General features: G+C 66.9%; 25 protein-coding genes. 12 read left to right on the plus strand and 13 right to left on the minus strand.

From position 1 onward, the window contains the following. Window positions 1–121 precede the first annotated feature (121 nt). From BFL28_RS09845 to BFL28_RS09855, 3 genes are read right to left on the minus strand one after another with little or no spacing between them, the layout of a single operon-like run. The gene (locus BFL28_RS09845) at window positions 122–574 is read right to left on the minus strand and encodes a VOC family protein (RefSeq protein ID WP_069320392.1); all 453 of its coding nucleotides are present in this window, start codon (window positions 572–574) and stop codon (window positions 122–124) included. A gap of 49 nt (window positions 575–623) precedes the next feature. Continuing rightward, window positions 624–1,373, minus strand: a complete 750-nt coding sequence (locus BFL28_RS09850; RefSeq protein WP_069320393.1) for a tetratricopeptide repeat protein — start codon at window positions 1,371–1,373, stop codon at window positions 624–626. After that, window positions 1,367–2,110, minus strand: coding sequence for an alpha/beta fold hydrolase (locus BFL28_RS09855; RefSeq protein ID WP_069320394.1), 744 nt, complete (start codon window positions 2,108–2,110; stop codon window positions 1,367–1,369). The genes BFL28_RS09850 and BFL28_RS09855 overlap by 7 nt, the downstream gene beginning before the upstream one ends. 42 nt (window positions 2,111–2,152) lie before the next feature. Between BFL28_RS09855 and BFL28_RS09860 the strand changes: the two genes are divergently transcribed. Further along, window positions 2,153–3,046, plus strand: a complete 894-nt coding sequence (locus tag BFL28_RS09860) for a tyrosine recombinase XerC (RefSeq protein WP_069320395.1) — start codon at window positions 2,153–2,155, stop codon at window positions 3,044–3,046. 44 nt (window positions 3,047–3,090) lie between these two features. Further along, window positions 3,091–3,600, plus strand: coding sequence for a GAF domain-containing protein (locus BFL28_RS09865; protein ID WP_069320396.1), 510 nt, complete (start codon window positions 3,091–3,093; stop codon window positions 3,598–3,600). On the opposite strand, the gene BFL28_RS09870 is transcribed toward BFL28_RS09865, so the two are convergent. The 4 genes from BFL28_RS09870 to rsmI form a co-directional block, all read right to left on the minus strand. Then, window positions 3,567–4,166, minus strand: coding sequence for a DedA family protein (locus BFL28_RS09870; RefSeq protein WP_069320397.1), 600 nt, complete (start codon window positions 4,164–4,166; stop codon window positions 3,567–3,569). The two genes, BFL28_RS09865 and BFL28_RS09870, sit on opposite strands and share 34 nt — an antisense overlap. Window positions 4,167–4,370: 204 nt before the next feature. Next, window positions 4,371–5,330, minus strand: a complete 960-nt coding sequence (gene gshB, locus BFL28_RS09875; protein ID WP_069320398.1) for a glutathione synthase — start codon at window positions 5,328–5,330, stop codon at window positions 4,371–4,373. A gap of 50 nt (window positions 5,331–5,380) precedes the next feature. After that, entirely contained in the window at window positions 5,381–5,734 is a 354-nt protein-coding gene (locus tag BFL28_RS09880; RefSeq protein ID WP_069320399.1) for a YraN family protein, read from the minus strand. Then, window positions 5,727–6,563 carry a 16S rRNA (cytidine(1402)-2'-O)-methyltransferase gene (gene rsmI, locus BFL28_RS09885; RefSeq protein ID WP_069320400.1) on the minus strand — a complete coding sequence of 279 codons (837 nt, stop codon included), beginning with the start codon at window positions 6,561–6,563 and terminating at the stop codon, window positions 5,727–5,729. Before rsmI ends, BFL28_RS09880 begins: the two co-directional genes overlap by 8 nt. A gap of 11 nt (window positions 6,564–6,574) precedes the next feature. On the opposite strand from rsmI, the gene BFL28_RS09890 reads away from it, so the two are divergent. Then, window positions 6,575–7,765: a penicillin-binding protein activator gene (locus tag BFL28_RS09890; RefSeq protein ID WP_069320401.1), complete on the plus strand. Its 1,191-nt coding sequence runs from the start codon at window positions 6,575–6,577 to the stop codon at window positions 7,763–7,765. A gap of 101 nt (window positions 7,766–7,866) precedes the next feature. On the opposite strand, the gene hemW is transcribed toward BFL28_RS09890, so the two are convergent. Beyond that, window positions 7,867–9,006, minus strand: coding sequence for a radical SAM family heme chaperone HemW (gene hemW, locus BFL28_RS09895; RefSeq protein ID WP_069320402.1), 1,140 nt, complete (start codon window positions 9,004–9,006; stop codon window positions 7,867–7,869). Between the two features lie 39 nt (window positions 9,007–9,045). On the opposite strand from hemW, the gene BFL28_RS09900 reads away from it, so the two are divergent. Further along, complete coding sequence (locus BFL28_RS09900; RefSeq protein ID WP_079247070.1) at window positions 9,046–9,600, plus strand: CAP domain-containing protein; 555 nt, start codon at window positions 9,046–9,048, stop codon at window positions 9,598–9,600. On the opposite strand, the gene rdgB is transcribed toward BFL28_RS09900, so the two are convergent. Together rdgB and rph are read right to left on the minus strand one after the other, a co-directional pair. Further along, window positions 9,597–10,226, minus strand: coding sequence for an RdgB/HAM1 family non-canonical purine NTP pyrophosphatase (gene rdgB / locus BFL28_RS09905; RefSeq protein WP_069320404.1), 630 nt, complete (start codon window positions 10,224–10,226; stop codon window positions 9,597–9,599). The genes BFL28_RS09900 and rdgB overlap by 4 nt on opposite strands. After that, entirely contained in the window at window positions 10,223–10,939 is a 717-nt protein-coding gene (rph, locus tag BFL28_RS09910) for a ribonuclease PH (RefSeq protein WP_069320405.1), read from the minus strand. The genes rdgB and rph overlap by 4 nt, the downstream gene beginning before the upstream one ends. 85 nt (window positions 10,940–11,024) lie before the next feature. On the opposite strand from rph, the gene hrcA reads away from it, so the two are divergent. The 7 genes from hrcA (at window position 11,025) to BFL28_RS20925 (ending at window position 17,679) form a co-directional block, all read left to right on the plus strand. Then, window positions 11,025–12,068: a heat-inducible transcriptional repressor HrcA gene (gene hrcA, locus BFL28_RS09915; RefSeq protein ID WP_069320406.1), complete on the plus strand. Its 1,044-nt coding sequence runs from the start codon at window positions 11,025–11,027 to the stop codon at window positions 12,066–12,068. 20 nt (window positions 12,069–12,088) lie between these two features. Then, entirely contained in the window at window positions 12,089–12,637 is a 549-nt protein-coding gene (gene grpE, locus BFL28_RS09920) for a nucleotide exchange factor GrpE (RefSeq protein WP_069320407.1), read from the plus strand. A 116-nt stretch (window positions 12,638–12,753) separates the two neighbouring features. After that, the gene (locus BFL28_RS09925) at window positions 12,754–15,495 is read left to right on the plus strand and encodes a [protein-PII] uridylyltransferase (RefSeq protein ID WP_069320408.1); all 2,742 of its coding nucleotides are present in this window, start codon (window positions 12,754–12,756) and stop codon (window positions 15,493–15,495) included. A 134-nt stretch (window positions 15,496–15,629) separates the two neighbouring features. Then, window positions 15,630–16,010: a hypothetical protein gene (locus BFL28_RS09930; RefSeq protein ID WP_131818628.1), complete on the plus strand. Its 381-nt coding sequence runs from the start codon at window positions 15,630–15,632 to the stop codon at window positions 16,008–16,010. A gap of 75 nt (window positions 16,011–16,085) precedes the next feature. Beyond that, complete coding sequence (locus BFL28_RS09935; RefSeq protein WP_069320410.1) at window positions 16,086–17,105, plus strand: oxidoreductase; 1,020 nt, start codon at window positions 16,086–16,088, stop codon at window positions 17,103–17,105. A gap of 14 nt (window positions 17,106–17,119) precedes the next feature. Continuing rightward, the gene (locus tag BFL28_RS09940; protein WP_069320411.1) at window positions 17,120–17,506 is read left to right on the plus strand and encodes a VOC family protein; all 387 of its coding nucleotides are present in this window, start codon (window positions 17,120–17,122) and stop codon (window positions 17,504–17,506) included. Next, window positions 17,503–17,679, plus strand: coding sequence for a hypothetical protein (locus BFL28_RS20925; protein WP_158011642.1), 177 nt, complete (start codon window positions 17,503–17,505; stop codon window positions 17,677–17,679). The genes BFL28_RS09940 and BFL28_RS20925 overlap by 4 nt, the downstream gene beginning before the upstream one ends. Before the next feature lie 63 nt (window positions 17,680–17,742). On the opposite strand, the gene infC is transcribed toward BFL28_RS20925, so the two are convergent. The 3 genes from infC to BFL28_RS09955 form a co-directional block, all read right to left on the minus strand. After that, window positions 17,743–18,279 (minus strand): translation initiation factor IF-3, encoded by a 537-nt coding sequence (infC, locus tag BFL28_RS09945; RefSeq protein WP_069320412.1) that lies wholly within the window; start codon window positions 18,277–18,279, stop codon window positions 17,743–17,745. Window positions 18,280–18,396: 117 nt separating this feature from the next. Beyond that, window positions 18,397–20,382, minus strand: coding sequence for a threonine--tRNA ligase (thrS, locus tag BFL28_RS09950; RefSeq protein ID WP_069320413.1), 1,986 nt, complete (start codon window positions 20,380–20,382; stop codon window positions 18,397–18,399). Window positions 20,383–20,597: 215 nt separating this feature from the next. Then, window positions 20,598–22,301, minus strand: a complete 1,704-nt coding sequence (locus BFL28_RS09955) for a class I adenylate-forming enzyme family protein (protein ID WP_241527293.1) — start codon at window positions 22,299–22,301, stop codon at window positions 20,598–20,600. Between the two features lie 195 nt (window positions 22,302–22,496). Between BFL28_RS09955 and BFL28_RS09960 the strand changes: the two genes are divergently transcribed. Next, window positions 22,497–23,723, plus strand: coding sequence for a serine hydrolase domain-containing protein (locus BFL28_RS09960; RefSeq protein ID WP_069320415.1), 1,227 nt, complete (start codon window positions 22,497–22,499; stop codon window positions 23,721–23,723). Window positions 23,724–23,725: the final 2 nt, after the last annotated feature.

Here is a 23,725-nt window from a genome sequence, read left to right on the forward strand (position 1 = left end):
GCCGAACACGGGCAGCTGGTAACGCCGTTGAGGCTCGACCGCTTCATCGATCTGACCGGCGCCTGGATGATCGGCACCCTGGCGCCGGTCAGATCGATGAAGCGGTCGAGCCTCAACGGCGTTACCAGCTGCCCGTGTTCGGCATCGACTTCCACGGCTCGGCTGGCTCGAGATGCCCGTCCTGCAGCAGCTCGATCGAGATGCCATCGGGCGTGCGCACGAACGCCATGTGCCCGTCGCGCGGCGGCCGGTTGATCGTATAGCCCGCGTCCATGATCCGCTGGCACGTCTCGTAGATGTTGTCGACGCGATAGGCGAGATGCCCGAAATTGCGCCCGCCGGTATAGGTTTCGGCCGGGGTGCCGTCCTCGGGCGGCCAGTTGTAGGTCAGTTCGACCTCGGCATGCGCACGCTCACCCTCGGCGACGATGTCCCCCGGCGCGGCGAGGAAGATCAGCGTGAAGCGGCCCTGCTGGCTCTCGATGCGACGAACTTCCTTGAGACCAACCAGTTCGAGAAAACGGATCGTCGCGTCGGGATCGGTGACGCGGATCATGGTGTGAAGATAGTGCATTCGGACCTCGCTTGGTTCGCGCCACAGATAAGGCGCGTTTCGCGAGAGTCTATTGCGCCACGTCGTCGAATTGCTTGAGCGCGTCACGCGCGGCGGCGGCTTCGGGTGAGCCCGGCGCCATCTGCACTGCCTTGGCCCATGCCGTCCTCGCCCCGGCCTCGTCGCGCGCCATCGCCGCAATGTTGCCGGCCTCGAGCTGGACTGCGGCGGCATCGCCGGCCAGTTCGATCGCGGTGTAGATATGCTTTTGCGCCAGCGGCACGTCGCCCATCTGCCGCGCCAGCGTTGCCGAGAGCAGCCAGGTCATCGGATCCGCCGCCGCCTTCGCCACTGCCTGGTCCAGATCCTGCCGCGCGCCCTGGCGATCGCCCGCCGCAACGCGCGCGCGCGCCCGATCGAGATGCGCCTCGCCAAGCTCCACGCCCGCCAGAACGCCCGACGCCAGTGCCGCGTCGAGCGCGGCGCGCGCCTTGACCGGCTCGGCGGCGGCAATCCAGGCGTTGCCGGCCTGCGCCCAATATTTGCCAGCGCGATTGTCCTTGGCGACTTCGGCCTCGCGCGCCGCGACCTCGAACGCTTCGGCCGCACTAATCCAGCGCCGCGCGGTGGCATAGGCCATGCCGCGGCACTGCTCCGCCAGGAAGCCGCCGCCAGCCAGCCGCCAGCGCTCGGCCTCGGCAAGTCCCGCGGCGGGATCGCCGGTCGCCTGATCCACACACAGCTCCCACCGCTCGCGCGCGGGCGACGGCGGTCCGGCCGCGACCTGAGCGGAGAAGATCAGCAGGGCAAAGCTCAGCATCGGGTCAGCAATTCCTCGATTGCGCGCAGGATCAGATCGATGTCCTGCGGCCGCGACAGGCGGTGATCGCCGTCCTTGACCAGTAACACCTGCACCGCATCTGAACCGAGCCGTTCCGCGAGCGTCAGGCTGTGTTGCCATGGCACGTCCGGATCGCGCTGGCCGTGAAGCAGGCGGACCGGCATGGCAAGGTCGATCGGCCCGGTCAGCAGGCGGTTGGCTTCGCCCGATTGCCAGAAGGCGTAAGTCGTGACGGTCGGCTCGGGCGAATAGTCCGAACGTTCCAGCAGCCGGCCTTCATGAGCGAGCGTCGCCTTCTGCTCTGCGGTAAAGCCCCAGTCGGTGAAGTCGGGAGCGGCGGCGATCCCGACCAGCCCGACGACGCGGCCTGGACGGGCCAGCGCGACCAACAGCATGATCCATCCGCCCATCGACGATCCGACCAGCACCACCGGGCCCGGCGCTGCATGGTCGATCACCGCCAGCGCATCGTCGCGCCAGCTTTCGAGCGTGCCATCCTCGAACGCGCCTTCGCTGTCGCCGCAGCCGGCATAATCGAACCGCAGGCAGGCGCGGCCATGCGCGCGCGCCCAGGCGTCGATCGCCACCGCCTTGCTCCCGCTCATGTCGCTGGCATAGCCGGGAAGGAAGACGATCGTCGGCCCCGCTCCGGGCGTGTGCTGGAAGGCGAGGCGCCGGCCCGCGCCATTGTCGATGAAGTGCATGTCCAACGTCATAGCGGATTCGCGCCGGGCGTGAACCATGCTACCCCACGAACGATGGACGAGCGCCCCCTGCCCTTGCTGTTCGGCGAGCATCTCGCGCGCGATCGGCGGCGCTCGGCGCATACCGTGCGGGCCTATCAGGCGACGGCCGTCCGGCTGCTACACTTCCTGGGCGGCCATTGGGGCGAGCGGGTATCGCAGGACGCGCTGGCCGGGGTCACGACGGCGGACCTGCGCGCCTATCTCGCGCATCGTCGGGCGAGCGGTCTCACCAATGCCTCTGCCGCGCGCGAACTGTCCGCCGTGCGCGCCTTCCTGACCTTTGCCGGCGGCGAACGGGCCGATCTTCCTCGGCTGCGCGGCCCGCGCGTCAAAAAGGGCGTGCCGCGCCCCGTCTCGCCGGACGAGGCGATCGCGCTGGCCGAGGAAGTTGCCGACGACGCGCGCGAGCCGTGGATCGCCGCGCGCGACCTGGCCGTGCTGCTGCTGCTCTATGGCGCGGGCCTGCGCATCGGCGAGGCGATGGCGCTTACCGGCGCGATCCTGCCCCTCAACGAAACGCTGCGCGTGACCGGCAAGCGGAACAAGACGCGGATCGTGCCGCTGCTGCCGCAGGTCCGCCACGCGATCGACGACTATGTCCGCCGCTGCCCCTATGGAACTGCCCCGACAGAAGCGTTGTTCAGGGGTGCACGCGGCGGGCCGCTCTCTCCCGCGATCATCCGCCGTGCCGTGCGCGCAGCGCGCGTGCGGCTGGGCCTGCCACCGCGCACCACGCCGCACGCACTGCGCCACAGCTTTGCCACCCATCTGCTCGGCCGAGGCGCGGACCTTCGCGCGCTTCAGGAGTTGCTCGGCCATGCCAGCCTTAGTTCGACGCAGATCTATACTGCGGTCGATGCCGCGCATCTTCTGGATGTCTATCGCAACGCGCATCCCCGGGCATGAGTATTATCAGTGACTTGGCCCTCGCGGACTGTTACGCTTGATACATGACCGACTGGACACGCAGCCCGTTCGAGCCCGATATCGCCCGGCTGCGGCGCGTTCCTGAAGTCGAGGCGATGCTGCGCGAGGTCTGCGACATCACCGGCCTCGGCTTTGCCGCGATCGCCCGGGTCACCGACACGCACTGGGTCGCCTGCCAGGTTCTCGACCGGATCGATTTCGGGCTGAAGGCGGGCGAGGAGCTCGACCTCAAGACCACGATCTGCGACGAGATCCGCCAGTGCGGCTGGCACGTCATCATCGACCATGCGTCGGACCATCCCGACTGGCGCACGCACCACACGCCGGCAATGTATGGCTTTGAAAGCTATATCTCGGTCCCGATCCGCCGCGACGGAGAGATGTTCGGCACGCTGTGCGCGATCGATCCCGCCCCCAGCCGCCAGCCGCTGGCACTGCTGTACCCCCGGATCCAGGCGATTGCGGACCAGATCGCCGAGCAGCTGGAGCTCGCCGACGATCAGTCGCGCGATCGCCAGGTAAGCACGCGGTAGAGATAGCCCAGCCCCATCAGCACGGTCATGCCGACCGCGACCGGGCCGACATAATCCTGCAACTGCCCGAACCGTGATCCGAGGATCAGCCCGGCATAGGCGAGCACAGCGTTCCACACCGCGCTGCCGAGGAACGTTGCGATCAGGAAACGCGGCATTCCCATCTTCGCCATGCCGGCGGGCAGCGAGATCATCGTGCGAAAGGTCGGCAGGAAGCGGAAGACGAACACGACCCACAAGCCGTGCTTGACGAAGAAGCAGTGCAGCTTCTCGACATCGTCCCAATGCAGCGTCAGCCAGCGGCCGTGCCGATCGACGAACGGCTTCAGCCGCTCATATCCGATCCAGCGCCCGATTGCGTACCAGAAGACATTGCCGAGCGTCGTGCCCGCAGTTCCGATGACGATCAACGGCACCATCGCCATGTCACCGCGGGCGACGGCCATGCCGCCAAAGCCCATGATGACTTCCGACGGGATCGGCGGAAACACGTTCTCGATCACCATCAGCAGGAAGATGCCGACGTAACCGCCCCAGGCGATCAGGTTGAGGATGAATTCGGTCATGGATGCGCGGTAACGCCTAGGGCGGGCATGCGGTTCGATCCTGGACGGGATGATTTGGCGCCTGCGGGCGCGAGGCGCGGAGGATGTCAGCCAAAGGCACGCGACCGGAAGACGGTCAGACGATGAATTCAAAGCCGCTACGCGGCGACCAGCCTCAACATCTTCGCGCCGCCGCGCCTCGCGCCCGCAGGGCGCCCAAACAATCTATTTCTTCATTCCGACCACGCGCCGCTCGATCGCATCCCAGATCATGCCAGCCGTATCCGTCCCATTGAACTTGTCGATCGCGACGATCCCGGTGGGCGAGGTAACGTTGATCTCGGTCAACCACTCGCCGCCGATCACATCGATCCCCACGAAGATCAGCCCTCGCGCCTTGAGCTCCGTCCCAAGCGCGGCGCAGATTTCGGCTTCGCGCGCGGTCAGCTCCGTCTTGGCCGCCGTGCCGCCGACCGCCAGGTTCGAACGGATCTCGCCTTCGCCCGGTACGCGGTTGACCGCGCCCGCGACCTCCCCATCGACCAGCACGATGCGTTTGTCGCCCTTGGCCACGTCCGGCAGGAATGCCTGAACCATGTGCGGCTCGCGATAGGCGGTGTTGAACACCTCGATCAGCGAGGACAGGTTCGCGCCGTCGGCATCGATCTTGAAGATCGCCTTCCCGCCATTGCCGTGCAGCGGCTTCACCACGACCGCGCCATGCTTCGCGAGAAACGCCTTCGCTTCTTCCAGGCTGCGCGTCACCAGCGTCGGCGGCATGAAGCGCCCGAAGTCGAGCACCCACACCTTCTCCGGCGCATTGCGCACGCTCGCCGGATCGTTGACCACCAGCGTGCGGTCCGCGATCCGCTCGAGCAAATGCGTCGCGGTGATATAACCCAGGTCAAAGGGCGGGTCCTGCCGCATCAGCACCACGTCCGCCGCTTCGCCCAGATCCAGGCTGACGGCCTCGCCGAAGCTGAAATGATTGCCCGCCACGCGCTGGACGGTCACCGGGTGCGCTTTGGCCCACACCCGCCCATCGGCGTAGTTCAGGTCCTCGGGCGCATAGTGGAACAGCCGATGCCCGCGCGCTTGGCCCGATAGCATCAGCGCAAAGGTCGAATCGCCCGCGATGTTGATCGAATCGAGCGGGTCCATCTGCACGGCGACGGTTAGCGGCATCGGCTTTCCTTATCTGACGGAACGGCAGTTAGGGACACCGGCCCGCCTTGTCACCCGATCCACGCATTCTCAATGTAGCGTGGCTTCACCCCCGGCGCGATCAGCAGGACGTCGACCCGGATGTCCTCACCGTCCGCGGCATAGCGCGGCATCAGATACTCCGCCGCCGCCGCGACTCGCGCCAGCCGCCGCTCGTCGATCGCGAAGTCGAGTTCGGCGGCGGTCTTGCGCGCCTTCACCTCGACGAACGCGACCAGCTTGCCGCGCTTGGCCACCAGGTCGACCTCACCCGCCGGCGTGCGAACGCGGCGGTCCAGTATGCGCCACCCGCGCAGCCGCAGATACCAGGCGGCGCGCGTCTCGCCATCGCGCCCGGCCTGCTCGGCCGCGCGGCGGTCACGCACCCTTCAATTCCATTGCGCGCGCGTAAAGCGACTTGCGGTCCAGCCCCAGCCGCTTCGCCACCTCGCCCGCCGCCTTCGATACCGGCAGCCGCGTCAACGCCTCGGCAAGCGCGGCATCGGCGTCTTCCTCGCTCGCCGGCGCAGCGTCCCCCGGCGGCGCCACGACGATGACGATCTCCCCCTTGGGCGGCGCATCGGCATAGCGTGCGGCAAGCTCGGTCAGCGATCCCGTCACGCATTCCTCGAACTTTTTGGTGATCTCGCGCGCCACCGCCGCCTCGCGATCGCCCAGGCCGTTGGCCAGCAAGCTCAGCGTCGCCGACAGACGCGGACCGCTTTCATAGAAGACCAGCGTGGCGCGCACCGTCGCCACTTCCGCGATCGCCTCACCCTTCGCCTGTTGCTTGGCCGGCAGGAAGCCCATGAACAGGAACCGGTCGGTCGGAAGGCCCGCCAGCGTCAGCGCGGCGATACCAGCGCACGGTCCAGGGATCGTCGTCACCGTATGCCCGGCCGCGCGTGCATCGCGCACCAGCTTGTAGCCGGGATCGGAGATCAGCGGCGTTCCCGCGTCCGACACGAGCGCCACTGCCTCCTGCGCCATGCGCGCGACCAGCCCCGGCCGAACGCTTTCCGCATTATGGTCGTGATAGGGCGTCATCGGCCGCCTCGCGCCCAGGTGCCGGAACAACCCCGCCGTCACACGCGAATCCTCAACCGCAACGATATCGGCGTTCAGGAGTATTTCAGACGCGCGCGGGGAAAGATCGCCAAGATTGCCGATCGGCGTCGCGACGATGTAGAGGCCGGGGGCAAGAGAAGATGTCATTGGGGAACGTCATGGCAGAGGCAGCAGTCACACCGCAACGGGGCATTGCGTCGTTGCTACGGGGGATCGTCATCGCCGGCGCGATGGCGGTCGCGGCCTGCGTTCGCCCAACCGCACCGCCGCCTGCGCCCGTTCGTCCCGGCCCCGCCCCGGTCCGCCCGGCACCCGGTCCGGTCAACCCCGGCCTGCCGGACGACGCGCAGCGCCACCGCGTCGCGCTGCTCGTGCCGCTGACCGGCGGCAATGCCGGCGTCGGCCGCAGCCTTGCCAATGCAACGCAGCTCGCCATCCTCGATACCAAGGCCGAGGATGTCCGCATCACGACCTATGACACCGCGAACGGCGCTGCCGCGGCGGCGCAGCGCGCACTGGCCGATGGCAACAAGCTGATTCTCGGTCCGCTGCTGGCCGAAGATGCCCGCGCCGTCGCCCCGATCGCGCGCCGCGCCGGCGTGCCGGTGCTCAGCTTTTCCAACGACACCAGCGTCGCGGGCAACGGCACCTATCTGATGGGTTACAACCCGGCCCAGTCGATCGAGCGCGTGGTCGATCACGCCCGGCGCAGCGGCGTCACGAGCTTTGCCGGGCTGATGCCGACCGGCCTGTATGGCGAACGCGCCTCGACGGCCTTCCTGCGCGCGGTCGAGGGTGCCGGCGGCACGGTCACGGCGCTTGAAACCTATAATCGCGGTCCCGCGGCGATGAACGCGGCGATCGCCAGGCTGGCGCGCTCGCCGTTCCAGGCGGTGCTGATCGCCGACAGCGCAAGCGGCGCGGTGACGGCGATCCCCGGCCTTCGCCGCGCGAACCCCGGTGCACGGGTGCTCGGCCCGGAATTGTGGAACAGCACCTCGGGCATCGGCGGCATGACTCAGCTCAACGGCGCCTGGTTCGCCAGCGTATCGGATACGCTGTATCGCACCTATGCGGCGAAATATCGCGCACGCTTTGGCGCCGCGCCATACCGCCTTTCCACGCTTGGCTATGACGCTGTGCTGCTTACCGTGCGCATCGCGCGGGACTGGCGCCCGGGCGATGTGTTCCCGATCGACCGGCTGGGCGATCGCGGCGGGTTTGGCGGACTGGACGGCGCGTTCCGCTTCGGCCGCGATGGCATCGCAGAGCGCGCGCTCGAAGTTCAGGAAATCCGCGGCGGCACCACCGTTACGGTATCGCCGGCGCCATCGGGTTTCGGGCGGTAAGCGCAACGGGCCACCCTCCCCCTTCCCACTCGGCTACGCCGAGCGGGCCCTCTCTAATCGGGAGAGGGAGAGCGCAGAAGGCGCGGAAGGGTGAAGGCGATCTACCGCACCACCTCGCGCAAAATGCCCTCCAGCACCGGCATCCCTGCCGCCGTCACGCGCAGCCGCTCGCCATCACGCTCGATCAATCCGTGCGCTGACAACCGCGCGACGGCTGCATCGTCGACATAGCCCGCGCCGATCCGCGCCAGATCGACGCCCTCCGCCAGCCGCAATCCCATCACCAGCGCCTCGGTCGCACGCTCGCCGGCGGTGAGGGCGGTCTCCTCCTGAAGCCCGCTGCCGTTGCGCTCGACCGCGCCCAGCCAATTCTCCGGCTTCTTGTGCCGCAGCGTCGCCAGCCCGCTGCGCCGCCCGTGCGCGCCCGGACCCACACCCGCATAATCGGTGTATCGCCAGTAAGCGAGATTGTGGCGGCTTTCCGCCCCTCGTCGCGCATGATTCGACACTTCATAGGCCGGCAGGCCCGCCGCCCCGGTCAGAGCCTGGGTTACATCCCACAGGTCCGCCGCCGCGTCGGCATCGGGGATGGTCAGCTCACCCTTTGCGGCCAGCGTCGCAAAGCGCGTCCCCGGCTCGATGGTGAGTTGGTATAGCGACAGATGTTCGGTTCCGAACGACAGCGCGCGGGCCAGTTCCGCCTCCCATGCCGCCACCGACTGGCCCGGCCTGGCATAGATGAGGTCGAAGCTCACGCGCCCGAAATGCCGCTGCGCCGTCGCCAGCGCCGCCAGCCCCTCGTCCACGCCATGCGCCCGACCCAGGAAACGCAGCGCTTCGTCATCCAGCGCCTGTAGGCCCAGCGAAACGCGGTTTACCCCCGCCGCCGCCAGATCGGCAAAGCGCGCCGCCTCGACCGATGACGGGTTCGCCTCCAGCGTGATCTCGAGCCCGTCGACGGGTACCCAGGCCTTGGTCGCCGCTCCGATCACCGCCGCTACCGTTTCCGGGGGCATGAGCGAAGGCGTGCCGCCGCCAAAGAAGATCGATCCCAGCCGCCGTCCGGGCAGCGCAGCCGCCTCATGCGCCAGATCAGCCAGCAGCGCCTTGCGCCACGCTTCCTGGTCCACCACGTCGCGGACATGGCTGTTGAAATCGCAATAAGGGCATTTGGAGACGCAGAACGGCCAATGGACGTACAGCGCCAAAGGGTCTTTCGAACTCGGATCGGAAACGTTCATCTGCCGGTCGCTATGCGCGCATCGAGGGCGATCCGAAAGATGCTGCTGCTACCCCTACTGATCCTTGCTGCGTGCACGCCCGAGCAGGAAGCCCTGCCGCCGCGCGTGACCGAACCGCGCGCGTTCGAAGGGAACGCACCGCGTGGCGCGCCACTGCTGCGGCGCGCGATGCTGACGCTGCACAACGCCGCGCGCGCCTCGGTTCGTGCGCCCGAACTCGCCTGGGACGAAGGCCTCGCCCGCGATGCGCAGGCCTATGCCCGCGATCTGGCGCAGCGCAGCGTATTCGAACATTCCAGACAACCGCGCGGCAATCCCCCGCAGGGCGAGAATCTGTGGATGGGGACACGCGGCGCGTACCGCTATGACGAAATGGCGCAACACTGGATCGACGAGCAGCGCTTCTTCATCAACAACGCTATCCCGAACGTCAGCCGCAGCGGGCGGTTCGAGGATGTCGGCCACTACACGCAGATCATCTGGCGCAGCACGACTCGCGTCGGCTGCGGCTTTGCGAGCAACCGACGCGACGACTATCTCGTCTGCCGCTACACGCCGGCCGGCAACCTGCTCGGCCAGCGCGCAGTGCCTTAGAACACCGCCGCGACCAGCTGGCGGAAGGCGTCGGCGCGATGGCTCATCGCGTGCTTGGCCTCAGGCGCCATCTCGCCGAACGTCTGTTCGTGGCCATTGGGCAGGAACATCGCGTCATAGCCGAAGCCGTTGGCCCCGCGCGGCGGCCAGACCAGCGTGCCGTCCACGCGCCCTTCGAACCATTCCACATGGCCGTCAGGCCAGGCCAGGGCCAGCGCGCAGACGAAATGCGCGTCACGCGACGCCGCCGGCCCCTTCTCGCCGATCTTCTGCTCGACCAGTTCCATCGCGACGGCAAAGTCCTTGCCCGGTCCAGCCCAGCGTGCCGAGAAGATGCCGGGATCGCCGTTCAGCGCCTCGACGCATAGTCCGCTGTCGTCCGCCAGCGACGGCAGACCGGACAGGTCGGCGGCCTGCATCGCTTTCAGCTCGGCATTGGCGACGAAGGTGGTGCCGGTTTCTTCCGGCTCGGGCAGGCCCAGCGACCCGGCGCTGATCGGCTCGATCCCGAAGGGGCTGAGCAGCGCCTTGATCTCGCGCACCTTGCCCTCGTTGTGGCTCGCGATCACCAGCTTGCCAGGCGCAAGCTTGCGGATCGCCTGGCGGCCGTCGCCCTCCCCGCTCACCGGCCGACCGCCTTAAGCTGAGCGGCGAAAATCTCGCTGCAGCCCATCCGCGCGAGGCGAAGCAGGCGAAGCAGGCTTTCCTCGTCATAGCACGCCCCTTCCGCCGTCGCCTGCGCCTCGGCGATCTTGCCGTCCGACAGCAGCACGAAATTGGCGTCGGCATCGGCCGCGCTGTCCTCGGGGTAATCCAAGTCGAGCACCGGCGTGCCCTGATAGATGCCGCAGCTGACGGCCGCGACCTGCTGGATGATCGGATCCTGGCTCAGCGCGCCCGAGGCGAGCAGCTTGTCCACTGCCAGCCGCAACGCGACCCATGCGCCGCTGATCGATGCGGTCCGCGTTCCTCCATCGGCCTGGATCACGTCGCAATCGAGCGTGATCTGCCGCTCGCCGAGCAGCTTGAGGTCAGTGACGGCGCGCAGGCTGCGCCCGATCAGACGCTGGATTTCCTGCGTGCGGCCCGACTGCTTGCCCTTGGCCGCCTCACGCGAGCCACGGGTATGCGTCGCACGCGGCAGCATGCCGTATTCGGCCGTCACCCAGCCCTGTCCCTTGCCGCGCAGGAACGGCGGCACGCGCTCCTCGACACTGGCGGTCACCAGTACCTTGGTGTCGCCGAACGAAATGAGCACCGAACCTTCGGCATGCACGGTGAAGTTCGGTTCGATGCTGATCGAGCGCATCTGGTCGGGGGTGCGGCCGCTGGGGCGCATGGGGTTTCTCCTGTGGCTGTCTTGGCGAGCGCCCCTAGCCCCGCAAAGCCTTGAGGTCGAGCGCAACCGCGCTAAATCATTGGACGTGACCACCCCGCCGATCACCGAGCTGACCGACCGCGCGCGCGATATCTTTCGCATCGTGGTCGAATCCTACCTGGAGGCGGGGCAGCCGGTCGGCTCTCGCACCATCTCGCGGGTCTCCACGCTCAACCTTTCGCCTGCCTCGATCCGCAATGTGATGCAGGATCTTGAGGAACTGGGCCTGCTCGCCGCGCCGCATACCAGCGCCGGGCGAATGCCGACCGAGATCGGCCTGCGGCTGTTCGTCGACGGCATGATGCAGGCGAACGAGCCCTCGGCCGAGGAGCGTGCCGCGATCGAGGCACGCGCCGCGCGGCAAGGCCCGGTCGAGGAAGCGCTCGCCAACACCACCGCCGCCTTGTCCGGCCTGTCGGCCTGCGCCGGCCTGGTGCTGGTGCCCCGGGCCGAGCGCGTGCTGCGCCAGTTCGGCTTCGTCCCGCTGGGCGAAAACCGCGCGCTGGCCGTGCTGGTCGGCGACGACGGTTCGGTCGAGAACCGCGTGGTCGATCTGCCGCCCGGCATGCCTTCGGGAGCGCTGGAACAGGCCGCGAACTACCTCACTGCAACGCTCGGCGGGCTGACGCTCAGCCAGGCGCGCGCCCGCATCGAGCGTGAGTTGAAGGCCGGTCGCGACGCGCTCGACACTGCCGCGCGAGCGCTGGTCGAACGCGGCCTCGCCGTCTGGTCGCAGGACGGCAACGATCGCCCGGTGCTGATCGTACGTGGTCAGGGCCGGCTGCTCGACGCTGCCGCCGCCGACGATCTCGACCGCGTCAGCCAACTGCTCGACGAGCTGGAGGGCAAGGAGGAGATCGCCCGCCTGCTCGACAGCGCGCGTGAGGGCGAGGCGACCCGCATCTTCATCGGCAGCGAGAACAAGCTGTTCGCGCTGTCCGGCTCGTCGGTCATTGCCAAACCGGTGCGCTCTCTCGACGGGCGCGTGGTCGGCGTGGTCGGCGTGATCGGACCGACACGGTTGAACTATGCCCGCGTCGTGCCCATGGTGGATTTCACGGCTGCCACGCTGGCTCGTCTGCTGGCGTAACTACGAAGAAAACAGGGACCATGACCGAAGAAAGCAAGACCGACACGACCGAAGACCTGCGTCAGGAAACCGCGCAGGAAGCACCCGAAGTCGCCGAGCACGATCGCGTCGCGGAGCTCGAGGCGCAGCTTGCCGAGGCGCAGAATACGACCCTCTATGCCCGGGCCGAAGCGCAGAACCTGCTGCGTCGCGCACAGAAGGAGGCGGAGGACGCTCGCGCCTATGCCGCCACGGGCTTTGCGCGCGACATCCTGTCGGTCGCCGACAATCTGTCGCGCGCCCTGGCCGCGATCCCGGAGGAACTGCGCACCGACGAGAAGTGGAAGGGTCTGGTCACCGGCCTCGAAGCCACCGGGCGTGAGCTCGACTCGGTATTCGCCCGCAACGGCATCACCAGGATCGAGGCACAGGGCCAGCCGCTCGACCCCAATCGCCACCAGGCGATGATGGAAGTCCCTTCGGCCGATGCCGAGCCGGGCACCATCGTGCAGGAAATCCAGACCGGCTACATGATCAAGGACCGCCTGCTGCGTCCTGCATTGGTCGGTGTGGCGAAGAAGCCGGACTGACCTGCCAATCCCCCGGAACAACCGTCACCCCGGCCCGAGGCCGGGGTGACGAACTCGGGTAAGCCACCACCTTTCGCCGCTGGCCTCGCGCGGCCACTTCCCTTATCTGAACGCGCATGACCGCGCGCTTCGACTCCGTCCCAAATCGTCGTGCGATCGTGGATCGCCGCGCCCTGGCCGAAGAACTCGCCGCGCTCGAAGCGCCCGACACGATGCGGTTGCGCCAGGCCGCCGCGCTCCACCTTAAAAAGTCGCTCGAAGCGGGCCGCGCCGAGATCGCGCGTCGCCTGCTCGACCATCCGGCCCGCGGCCATGAAAGCGCGGCGAGCGGCGCGTTCCTGATGGACCAGCTGCTACGCGTGCTGTGGGACTTCACCACGACTCGGCTCTATCCCAACGGCAACCCCAGCGCCGCCGAGCGGATCACGCTGATCGCGGTCGGCGGCTATGGCCGGGGTGAGATGGCGCCGTTCAGCGACGTCGATATCGGGTTCATCACCCCGTGGCGGCAGACCAGCTGGAGCGAGCAGGTCATCGAATCGATGCTCTATTCGCTGTGGGACATGGGGCTGAAGGTCGGCCACAGCTCGCGCACGCTGGACGAAATGGTGCGCGAGGCGAAGGCAGACGTGACCATCCGCACCGCCCTGCTGGAAGGGCGCTATGTCTGGGGCGACACCAGCCTCTACGACGAAGCCGCGCACCGCTTCAAGGCGGAGGTACAGAAGGACAGCGCACGCCAGTTCATCGCGCAGAAGCTGGACGAGCGGAACGAACGCCATCGAAAGATGGGCGGCAGCCGCTATGTCGTCGAACCGAACATCAAGGAGGGCAAGGGCGGGCTGCGCGACCTACACACGCTCTTCTGGATCGGCAAATACATGTATGCGGTGCGCGAGCCGGCCGAACTGGTCGATGCCGGGCTGCTGACCAAGCTCGAATACAAGCAGTTCCGCCGCGCCGACAACTTCCTGTGGGCGGTGCGCTGCCACCTGCACACCATCGCCAACCGCGGCGAGGATCGGCTGACGTTCGACGTCCAGCGCGAGATAGCGGAGCGGATGCGCTTTGCCGACCGGCCGGGCAAGTCGAAGGTCGAGCGCTTCATGCACTTCTACTTCCTGCAGGCGAAGATGGTCGGCGACCTGACCGGCGTCTTCCTCGCGCATCTGGACGAGAAGTTCGCCGCACGCGGCAGCCGTTTCGGCCTGCCGCGCATCCGCCGCTCGCCCGCCAAATTGAAGGGGTTCGTGCTCGACCGCGGGCGCCTCGCCTTGCCGCGCGACGACTTCTTCGCCGAGGATCCGGTGCGGCTGCTCGAAGTATTCCAACTCGCCGATCTGCACGGGCTAGAGGTCCATCCACTGACCATGCGTGCCGCCTCGCGCGATGCCAAGCTGATCGCCGACAAGCGTACCGATCCGCGCGCCAACGCGCTGTTCATGGATGTGCTGACGTCAAAGCGCGATCCCGAGACGGTCTTGCGCTGGATGAACGAGGCCGGCGTGTTCGGCCAGTTCGTGCCCGATTTCGGCCGGGTCGTCGCGCAGATGCAGTTCGACATGTACCATCATTTCACGGTGGACGAACACACGATCCGCGCCGTGGGGCTGCTCGCCAGCATCGAGAAGGGCGAAAAGCGTGAGGATCACCCGCTGGCCAGCGGCATCCTCGACCAGATCGCATCGCGCCGCGCGCTCTATGTCGCGGTCCTGCTGCACGACATCGCCAAGGGGCGCGGCGGCGATCACAGCATTCTGGGCGCCGCGATCGCCGAAAAGCTTGGCCCCCGCTTCGGCCTCAGCAAGGCGGAAACCGAAACGGCGGCGTGGCTGGTCCGCCATCACCTGCTGATGTCCGCGACCGCATTCAAGCGCGACCTCAGCGACTTCAAGACGATCCTCGACTTTGCCGAAGCAGTGCAATCGCCGCAGCGGCTGATGATGCTGCTGGTGCTGACCGTAGTCGATATTCGCGCCGTGGGTCCCGGGGTATGGAACGGGTGGAAGCGCCAGCTGCTCACCAACCTATTCGACAGTGCCGAGGAAGTGCTGCGCCTCGGCCACAAGCAGAAGGGCCGCGGCGAGCGGATCGCCGCCAAACAGGCCGAGCTCGCCCAGTCGCTGGGCCGTGACATCGCCGCCTTTGTCGGACGCCTGCCCGAAGCTTACTGGGTGGCCGAACCCGACGACGTGATCGAGCGCAACGCCCGCTTCATCGAGCGTGTCGGCAGCGCCCAGCTGTCGGTCGAGGCCACGGTCTATCCCGATCGCGGCGCGACGCTCGTCACGGTCTATGCTGCCGATCATGCCGGCCTGTTCTATCGCATTGCCGGCGCGATCCACGCCGCCGGCGGCAACATCATCGACGCTCGCATCCACACAACGCGCGACGGCATGGCGATCGACAATTTCCTGGTCCAGGACCCGCTCGGCCGCCCGTTCGACGATCCCGGTCAGCTGGCGCGGATCGAGGCAGCCATTGCCGAGGCGCTGGCCAACCGCGCCAGGCTGACCGAGCGCCTGGCCGCCAAGCCCCTGCCCCGCCTGCGTGCCGACGCCTTCGCGATCGAACCGGCGGTGCTGATCGACAACAAGGCGTCGAACCGCTTCACGGTGATCGAGGTGAACGCGCGCGACCGGCCGGCGCTGCTCCACCACCTCGCCTATGCGCTGTTCCAGTCGAAGGTGACGATCCATTCCGCGCATGTCGCGACCTATGGCGAACGCGCGGTCGATACCTTCTATGTGACCGATCTGACCGGCGACAAGATCAACGCCGTGCTGCGCCTCAAATCGCTCGAACGCCGCATGCTCGATGCCGCCGCCGGCATGGGCGAGTTCGCCACCGCCGCCTGAATCCATTCTGTCGGGGAAAGAGAGGGAGCGCCGCAGGAGCGGAAGTGCGAGGCAGCAATACATCGACAAAGGCGTTGCGCGACATTCGAATGTGATTTACTCAACCAACACACCTGGTTCTGGGGAAGCCACGCATGGCTGCTGACACATACGATACCATTGCAACCCCCGCGCCTGCCGGTCGCACCGGTCGGTTGCGCGGCCTAGGCGGCAAATGGACGCGCCGTGCGCTGGCCGTCATGCTGACGCTGTTCGGGGCGTTCATCACGCTCAGCATCTGGGCCGAACCCGGCGCGCCGGTGGTGTTCGACAGCGGCACGATGGTGGCGAGCGGACGGCTGCAGGCAATGTTGAACGCACCGACGATCGGCGATCGGATCGAAGGGCCCTCGGCGGGCGCGCCATTTACCGACAAGGCCGGCCGCAAATGCCGCCCCTTCGCTCAGGGTGCCGTTGATGGCACGGCCTGTCAGGTCGAGGGCGGCTGGCGCATCATCGAAATGCACCAGCGCTGATCCGCAATTCCTGCGCTTGATCGCGCCGCCGCGAACTGCCAACCCGCCTCGCTGACAATGGAGAGGGGGCGGCGGATGATCGGTGTCGGACTGATCGGATATGGGCTGGGCGGGCGCGTGTTCCATGCGCCGTTCGTCGCCGCGACGCCCGGAATGGAGCTTCGCGCCGTGGTCAGCTGCGACGCGGCCAAGGTACATGCCGACCTTCCCGGCATGGCGGTCGCGCCCGATGTCGCAACGCTCCTCTCTCGCGCCGACATTGATCTCGTCGTTGTTTCCAGCCCGGACGCGCTGCACGCCGAACATGCGCTGGCAGCGATTGCGGCGGGCAAGCATGTGCTGGTGGACAAGCCATTCGCGACCAGCCTTGACGATGCGCGGGCGATGGTCGCCGCCGCCGATCGAGCCGGCGTCGTTCTCACCGCCTTTCAGAACCGGCGCTGGGACGCGGATTTCCTTACGTTGCAGCGGCTGATCGCAGACGGTGCGCTGGGCGACATCGTGCAGTTCGAAAGCCGCTTCGACCGCTGGCGGCCGACCGCACCGGCGATCTGGAAGGAGGCGCGTCAGGGCGGCGCGTGGTTCGACCTTGGCCCGCATCTGGCCGATCAGGCGCTGCGCCTGTTCGGGCGGCCCGACGCGATCACCGCCGATATCGCGACGTTCCGCGGCGGTGCCCCCGCCCCCGACTGGTTCCACGTCGTTCTGCATTACCCGAACTGCCGCGCGATCCTTCATTCCAGCAAGCTTGCCGCCGATCACAGCCTGCGCTTCGCAGTCCACGGGACGGGCGGCAGCTGGATCAAGCACGGGCTCGACACGCAGGAACCTGCCATCCTCGCCGGGATGGCGCCCAGCGATCCGGCGTTCGGCCTCGATCCGTCACGCGGCCACTACACCGCGGCTGAGGACCCGGCGGCGCGCCAGCCGACCGATAACGAGCGCGGCGATTACGCCGGTTTCTGGCGCGCGCTGGCTGAGTCGCTCGGCGGCCGTGGCGAAAACCCGGTCCCAGCCGGCGAGGCGCTGCAAGTCATGGAAGTGCTCGAGGCTGGATTGCACAGCGCAAGAGAGCGGCGCACAATCGCGCTGTAGCGGGAGGACGGGCGATGGGCGTGCTGGGCATGGGCGGGCTGTTTTTCCGCGCGAACGATCCGGACATGCTGAGCGGCTGGTATCGCGAGCATCTCGGCGTCGGCGGCGGCTGCGCGGCGGAGGATGCCGCCGCTCCCCCCACCGAATGGGTGTGGCAGACGCTGGGCGGGCCGATGGTCTTTTCGCCGTTCAGGGCAAGCACCGATTATTTCGCCGCCGACAAGCAGTTCATGCTCAACTTCCGCGTCAGCGATCTCGACGGAATGCTCGAACGGCTCAACGCGGCAGGCATCGAAATCGTCACCAAGGCCGAGTGGGACTCGCCTGAGGTCGGCAAGTTCGCCCGCATCCACGATCCGGAGGGCAACGCGATCGAACTGTGGGAGCAGCCGGCAGCATGAGCGCGGTCTGGATCGCGCTCGGCGCTACCGGCATTGCGCTATTCTCGGTCTTCCTGATGCGCAGCGCGACTCAGGCGAAGGCGACCAAGCAGCGTGGCGATGGCGAGTCAGCTTATATGCATGACCGGGATGATGCGTCGGACGGCGGCGATGGCGGAGGCGGCGGCGACTGACGCCACATGCAAACGGAGCCGCCGACCGCACGGCCGCCGACCCCACCATCACACAAGCCGCGATCAGTTCTTCGGCGAAAGCACCATCAGCATCTGCCGGCCTTCCATGCGCGGATAGCTCTCGACCTTCGCGTCTTCGGCGCAGTCTTCCTGTACGCGCTTCAGCAAGTTCATGCCCAGCTGGCCATGCGACAGTTCGCGGCCACGGAAGCGTAGGGTGATCTTCACCTTGTCACCTTCGCCGATGAACTTGTGGACCGCCTTCATCTTCGTATCATAATCATGATCGTCGATGTTCGGACGCATCTTGATCTCCTTGATCTCCTGCGTCTTCTGGGTCTTGCGGGCCTGGTTAGCCTTCTTCTGCGCCTCGTACTTGTACTTGCCCACGTCGAGGAACTTGGCGACGGGCGGATCGGCGTTGGGCGACACTTCGACGAGGTCGAGCCCGAGCGCCTGCGCCTGCTCCATCGCCTCGCGCGTGTACATCACGCCCAGATTCTCGCCCTCATGGTCGATCACGCGAACCTTGGGCGACTGGATGAATTCGTTGAACCGCGGGCCGGTCGGCACCGGGGGCGCGAAACCGCGCCGGGACATGGGAGGACGTATAGGAACAGCTCCTGTGATTATTACGACGACTTACGATAACGCACAGCGGCGCGAGAAGGTAGCCCCACCGCGCGCCGCCGAACGAAAAAGCCACACGGTGTGGCGTCAAGAACGCATATCGGGTGCCCGGCTTTCACCTGCAAGCCACGCGATCGCCTCATCGAGCGGCATGACCCTCTGTCTTTCGACGCCCAGCGAGCGCATCGCGACGGTGCCCTCCTCCGCCTCGCGCTTGCCCACCACCAGCAGATGCGGGACCTTGGCCAGGCTGTGCTCGCGCACCTTGTAGTTGATCTTCTCGTTACGCAGGTCGCTCTCGGTGCGGATGCCCGCCATGCGCAGCTTCGCCACCGCATCATGGGCATAGCCATCGGCATCGGACACGATCGTCGCCACCACCGCCTGCACCGGGGCAAGCCACGCAGGCAAGCGGCCGGCGAAATGCTCGATCAAAATGCCGATGAACCGCTCGTACGAGCCAAAGATCGCGCGGTGCAGCATGACGGGGCGATGTCGCTCGCCATCCTCGCCGACATAGCTCGCGTCGAGTCGTTCGGGCAGCACGCGATCCGACTGGATCGTGCCGACCTGCCACGTCCGCCCGATCGCGTCGGTCAGATGCCATTCCAGCTTCGGCGCATAGAACGCCCCCTCGCCCGGCAGTTCCTCCCAGCCATATTCGCTGGTGTTGAGGCCAGCCGCGGCGACGGCATCGCGCAACTCGTTCTCCGCCTGGTCCCACATCGCCTCGGTGCCGAAGCGCTTCTCGGGACGCAGCGCGAGCTTGATCGAATAGGTAAAACCAAAGTCCTTGTAGATGCGATCCGCCAGCGCGCAGAACGCCTGCACCTCGCCGACGATCTGATCCTCGCGGCAAAAGATATGCGCATCGTCCTGTGTGAACTGGCGCACGCGCATCAGCCCGTGGAGCGCGCCATGCGGTTCGTTGCGATGGCAGCAGCCATTTTCATAGAGGCGCAGCGGCAGGTCGCGATACGACTTGATCCCCTGGCGAAAGATCAGGACGTGCGCCGGGCAGTTCATCGGCTTGAGCGCCATCCAGTCCGCTTGCGGCGAGACGATCGGGCCTTCATCCTCGACGTTCGGCACTTCGTCGGGGATCACGAACATGTTCTCGCGATACTTGCCCCAATGGCCGGACTGCTCCCACTGGCGCGCGTCCATCACCTGCGGCGTCTTGACCTCGCGATAGCCCGCGCCATCGATCGCGCGGCGCATATAGGCCTCCAGCTCGCGCCAGATCATATAGCCCTTGGGGTGCCAGAAGACCGAGCCGTGCGCTTCCTGCTGAAGGTGGAACAGGTCCATCTCCTGCCCCAGCTTGCGGTGGTCGCGCTTGGCCGCTTCTTCCAGGCGGAACAGATGCGCGTCGAGCTGCTTCTTGTTCAGCCAGCCGGTGCCATAGATGCGGCTGAGCATCGCATTCTTCTGGTCGCCGCGCCAATAGGCGCCCGAGACGCGCGTCAGCTTGAAGGCGGCGGGATCGAGCTTGCCCGTGCTCGCCAGATGCGGGCCGCGGCACATGTCGTACCAGCCTTCACCGGAGTGATAGACGGTCAGTTCCTCGCCCGCCGGCAGTTCCGCCGCCCATTCGGCCTTGAACGTCTCGCCCGCCGCGCGCCACTGCGTGATCAGCACATCGCGATCGATCACTTCGCGCTTCAGCGGCTTGTCGGCGGCGATGATCCGGCGCATTTCCGCTTCGATCGCGGGCAGGTCCTCCTCGGTGAAGGGCCGGTCCTTGGGCGCGAAGTCATAATAGAAACCATCGTCGGTCGCCGGGCCGAAAGTGATCTGCGTGCCGGGGAACAGATGCTGCACCGCCTCGGCCAGCACATGCGCGAAGTCGTGCCGCGCCAGTTCGAGCGCATCGGCCTCGTCCTTCGTCGTCACCAGCGCCAGTCGGCTGTCGCCTTCGAACGGGCGGCCGATATCGCGCAACTCGCCGTCGACGCGCGCGGCGATCGCCGCCTTGGCCAGGCCCGGACCGATGGCGGCGGCGATGTCCGCCGGGGTAGTTCCCGGGGCTACCTCCCGGACGGAACCGTCGGGCAGCGTAATGCGGAACATCTCGGACACGGATAAGGGCTTTCTGCTTGCGTGAAGAAGCGCGGCTTATGCCCGCGCCGCCCCGATATAGGCAAGCATGGAGTAATTGCCGCCCGGTAATCCGCTAGGGCCGCGGTGCCGGCCCGCTCCCCCACCCGGCCACCCGTAGAATACACTGGCGTGGGTGGCCGGGTGGAGGAGCGGGCCGGCACCGCCATCCAGCGCAGCTGGGTGGGCTAGGCCGCCTTCTCGTCCACAAACAGGCCGCGCAGTTCGGTCTTCAGGATCTTGCCGTTCGCATTGCGCGGCAAGGTGTCCTTCACGAAGCGGATCGCCACCGGCACCTTGAAGATCGCCAGCCGCTCCTTGACCCATGTCTGCAACTCCGCCTCGGTAGCGTGCATGCCGGGCGCGAGGTGCACCACCGCCGCCGGCTCCTCGCCCAGCGTCTTGTGCGGAATGCCGATCAGCGCCGCGTCGGTCACGGCCGGGTGCGCGTAGAGAACATCCTCCACCTCGGAGGAATAGATGTTCTCGCCGCCGCGGATGATCATGTCCTTGGCGCGATCGACGATATAGAGGAACCCTTCCTCGTCCAGCTTGGCGAGATCGCCGGTGCGCACCCACCCGTCGCGAAAACATTCGGCGGTCGCCTCGGGCTTGTTCCAATAGCCCTTCACGATCATCGGCCCCTTGGCCCATAGCTCGCCGACTTCGCCAGCGGGCAGCTCGTTCACGCAATCGGCGTCCATGATCTTGAGCTGCGCGACGGGCACTGGCGGCCCCGCGCTGGTCGGGCGATTGAGATAATCCTCGCTCGAATGGCTGGTTACCGTCGCCATCGTTTCGGTCATGCCCCAGCCATTGCCGGGCAGCGCGCCAAATTCGGTGTAGATGCGCTTCACCAGTTCGGGCGCGGACGGCGCGCCGCCATAGGCGATCGCCTCGATGCTCGAGAGGTCGTATTTGTGGCGATCGGGATGCTCCAGCAGCTGCCAGGCGATCGTCGGCACGCCGCCGGTCAGGTTCACCTTCTCGCGCTGGATGATCTCCATCGCCTCGACCGGATCCCATTTACGCATGAACACGGTGGTGTTGCCAGCCGCCACCGCGCCCATCAGGCTCGCCGAACAAGCGGTGACATGGAACAGCGGGATGACCATCAGGCCGGTGCGCGGGGTCGGATCGGGCGGCATTTCACCACGCCGCAGGTAGGAACGCGCCGCGGCATAGCCGCCCGACATGATGTTGGAGCACAGGTTGCGGTGCGTGCCGAGCGCCCCCTTGGGATGGCCGGTCGTGCCGCTGGTATAGAAGATGGTGGCGTCGTCCTCCGGCCCCAGATCGGGGTCGGCCGGCAATACGATTTCGGGCAGCGCCGCCCAGTCATTGGGCTTGCCGATCAGATCCTCCAGCCGCTCGACCCCGGCCGGCTGGTCGCCCTGGCAGCGGCTGACCACCACGCGCTCCAGATCGGGCAGGTCGCCCAGCCGGTCCTTCAGCCGGTCATAGCGCTCGCCGTCCAGGAACAGCACGCGCGTGCCCGAATCGCGAAGGCCGTAATCCAGTTCGCGGCCGGTCCACCACGCATTGAGCGGGACGAGGATCGCGCCGATGCTGACTGCGGCAAAGAAGATCACCGGCCATTCCGGCAGGTTGCGCATCGCCAGCGCCACGCGATCGCCCTTGCGCACGCCCATCTCGCGCAATCGGGTCGCAAGCTGCGCCGTCGCGCGGAAGTTCGCCTCGAACGTCACGCGCTCGTCCTCGTGGATCGTGAACAAGCGCTCGCCATGCGCGCGGGACGCCAGAAGCAGCAGCGAGAGATTGGCCGGTGCGTTCTTCCACACGCGAGTCGGCACGCCGCGAATGTCGAGTTCCTCGATCTCGAACCGCTGGCCCGGCGCGGTAAGCAGGGCCTGCGCTTGCGCGAGCGACATTTTCGGCCAGGCGGGGTCGAGCGGAATGATCGGTTCGGCAGCCAAGACAGGTCTCTCCGTATCGCTTGTCGAATATCGGGTTCGGCGACGGCGCCGTCCCGAATTGAAGATCATTCTTGATTCATCCGCGCTGGAACGCAATAGGGAAGCGACAGGCGGCAACCGTTCGCGACAGGAAGGATTCGAAAGACAGGTATGGATTCGGCTCAATTCGCTCCGACGTCCGATCTCGGCTTCGACCCGCGCCGGCTCGCGGCGATCGACGCCTTCGTCCAAAACAATTATCTCGACTCCGGCAAGCTCCCGAACGCCCAGCTGTTGATTGCCCGTGACGGGCAGATCGCGCATTTCAGCCACCAGGGGCTGGCGCGAGAGGGCGGCGCGCAGATCGACGAATGCTCGATCTTCCGCATCGCATCGATGACCAAGCCGGTGACCTCGATCGTCTTCATGCAGCTGGTCGAGGAAGCCAGGGTCGCGCTCGACGCGCCGGTCCATCACGTGCTGCCCGAACTCAAGGGCGTCGGCGTCTACAATGGCGGCGGCGGCGGCGTACCGTTCCTGACCAAGCCGACTGCCGAACCGATGCGCATGGTCGATTTGCTGCGCCATACCTCGGGCCTGACCTATGGCTTCCAGAACCGTTCGAACGTGGACGCCGCCTATCGCGAGGCGCGGATCGAGGGGTGGCACGGCAATCTCGATCTCGACGGCTTCGTCGCCGCGCTGGGCAAGCTGCCGCTCGAATTCTCGCCGGGCGAGGCATGGAATTATTCGGTTTCGACCGACGTGCTCGGCGCGGTGATCGAGCGAGTGACCGGAATGCCGCTCGACCGCGTGTTCGAGGAGCGCGTCTTCGCCCCGCTCGGCATGGTCGATACCGGCTTCTGGGTGCCGCAGGAGAAGATCGACCGGCTGACCGACTGCTACACCTTCGCCGGTGGCAAGCGCGTCATGTACGATACGGGGGCCAAGTCGGCCTGGAGCCAGCGGCCCAAGCTGCTGTCCGGCGGCGGCGGGCTCGTCTCGACCAGCCTCGACTATCACCGTTTCTGCACCATGTTGCTCAATGGCGGCACGCTGGAGGGACAGCGCATCATCGGGCGCAAGACGCTCGAGCTGATGACTCAGAACCACCTGCCCGGCGGCCGGGACCTTACTGAACTCTCGCGCTCGCTGTTCAGCGAAGCGACCAATGCCGGCATGGGCTTCGGCCTCGGCTTCGCCGTGAACATGGACCCGGCGAAGTCGCTGGTGCCGGGCTCGGTGGGCGAATTCTATTGGGGCGGCATGTTCTCGACCGCCTTCTTCGTCGATCCGGTCGAGCGGATCACGATGGTGTTCATGACTCAGCTCTCGCCATCGGGGCTCTACCCGATCCGGCGCGAGCTCAAGACGATGATCTATTCCGCGCTGGTCTGAGC

It is taken from the genome of Sphingomonas turrisvirgatae, from assembly GCF_001721295.1.
Lineage (GTDB): Bacteria > Pseudomonadota > Alphaproteobacteria > Sphingomonadales > Sphingomonadaceae > Sphingomonas > Sphingomonas turrisvirgatae.

Bases quoted from the DNA above. Each gene is read 5' to 3' on its own strand.
- rph (WP_069320405.1), bottom strand. From the start codon at position 10,939: ATGCGCCCCAGCGGCCGCACCCCCGACCAGATGCGCTCGATCAGCATC.
- BFL28_RS09955 (WP_241527293.1), bottom strand. From the start codon at position 22,301: ATGTCGCTCGCGCAAGCGCAGGCCCTGCTTACCGCGCCGGGCCAGCGG.
- hemW (WP_069320402.1), bottom strand. From the start codon at position 9,006: ATGAACGTTTCCGATCCGAGTTCGAAAGACCCTTTGGCGCTGTACGTC.
- BFL28_RS20925 (WP_158011642.1), top strand. From the start codon at position 17,503: ATGAGCGCGGTCTGGATCGCGCTCGGCGCTACCGGCATTGCGCTATTC.
- grpE (WP_069320407.1), top strand. From the start codon at position 12,089: ATGACCGAAGAAAGCAAGACCGACACGACCGAAGACCTGCGTCAGGAA.
- BFL28_RS09900 (WP_079247070.1), top strand. From the start codon at position 9,046: ATGCTGCTGCTACCCCTACTGATCCTTGCTGCGTGCACGCCCGAGCAG.
- BFL28_RS09935 (WP_069320410.1), top strand. From the start codon at position 16,086: ATGATCGGTGTCGGACTGATCGGATATGGGCTGGGCGGGCGCGTGTTC.
- rsmI (WP_069320400.1), bottom strand. From the start codon at position 6,563: ATGACATCTTCTCTTGCCCCCGGCCTCTACATCGTCGCGACGCCGATC.
- BFL28_RS09930 (WP_131818628.1), top strand. From the start codon at position 15,630: ATGGCTGCTGACACATACGATACCATTGCAACCCCCGCGCCTGCCGGT.
- gshB (WP_069320398.1), bottom strand. From the start codon at position 5,330: ATGCCGCTAACCGTCGCCGTGCAGATGGACCCGCTCGATTCGATCAAC.
- infC (WP_069320412.1), bottom strand. From the start codon at position 18,279: ATGTCCCGGCGCGGTTTCGCGCCCCCGGTGCCGACCGGCCCGCGGTTC.
- BFL28_RS09940 (WP_069320411.1), top strand. From the start codon at position 17,120: ATGGGCGTGCTGGGCATGGGCGGGCTGTTTTTCCGCGCGAACGATCCG.
- BFL28_RS09865 (WP_069320396.1), top strand. From the start codon at position 3,091: ATGACCGACTGGACACGCAGCCCGTTCGAGCCCGATATCGCCCGGCTG.
- BFL28_RS09860 (WP_069320395.1), top strand. From the start codon at position 2,153: ATGGACGAGCGCCCCCTGCCCTTGCTGTTCGGCGAGCATCTCGCGCGC.
- BFL28_RS09925 (WP_069320408.1), top strand. From the start codon at position 12,754: ATGACCGCGCGCTTCGACTCCGTCCCAAATCGTCGTGCGATCGTGGAT.
- thrS (WP_069320413.1), bottom strand. From the start codon at position 20,382: ATGTTCCGCATTACGCTGCCCGACGGTTCCGTCCGGGAGGTAGCCCCG.
- BFL28_RS09845 (WP_069320392.1), bottom strand. From the start codon at position 574: ATGCACTATCTTCACACCATGATCCGCGTCACCGATCCCGACGCGACG.
- BFL28_RS09855 (WP_069320394.1), bottom strand. From the start codon at position 2,110: ATGACGTTGGACATGCACTTCATCGACAATGGCGCGGGCCGGCGCCTC.
- BFL28_RS09960 (WP_069320415.1), top strand. From the start codon at position 22,497: ATGGATTCGGCTCAATTCGCTCCGACGTCCGATCTCGGCTTCGACCCG.
- BFL28_RS09850 (WP_069320393.1), bottom strand. From the start codon at position 1,373: ATGCTGAGCTTTGCCCTGCTGATCTTCTCCGCTCAGGTCGCGGCCGGA.
- BFL28_RS09870 (WP_069320397.1), bottom strand. From the start codon at position 4,166: ATGACCGAATTCATCCTCAACCTGATCGCCTGGGGCGGTTACGTCGGC.
- BFL28_RS09890 (WP_069320401.1), top strand. From the start codon at position 6,575: ATGGCAGAGGCAGCAGTCACACCGCAACGGGGCATTGCGTCGTTGCTA.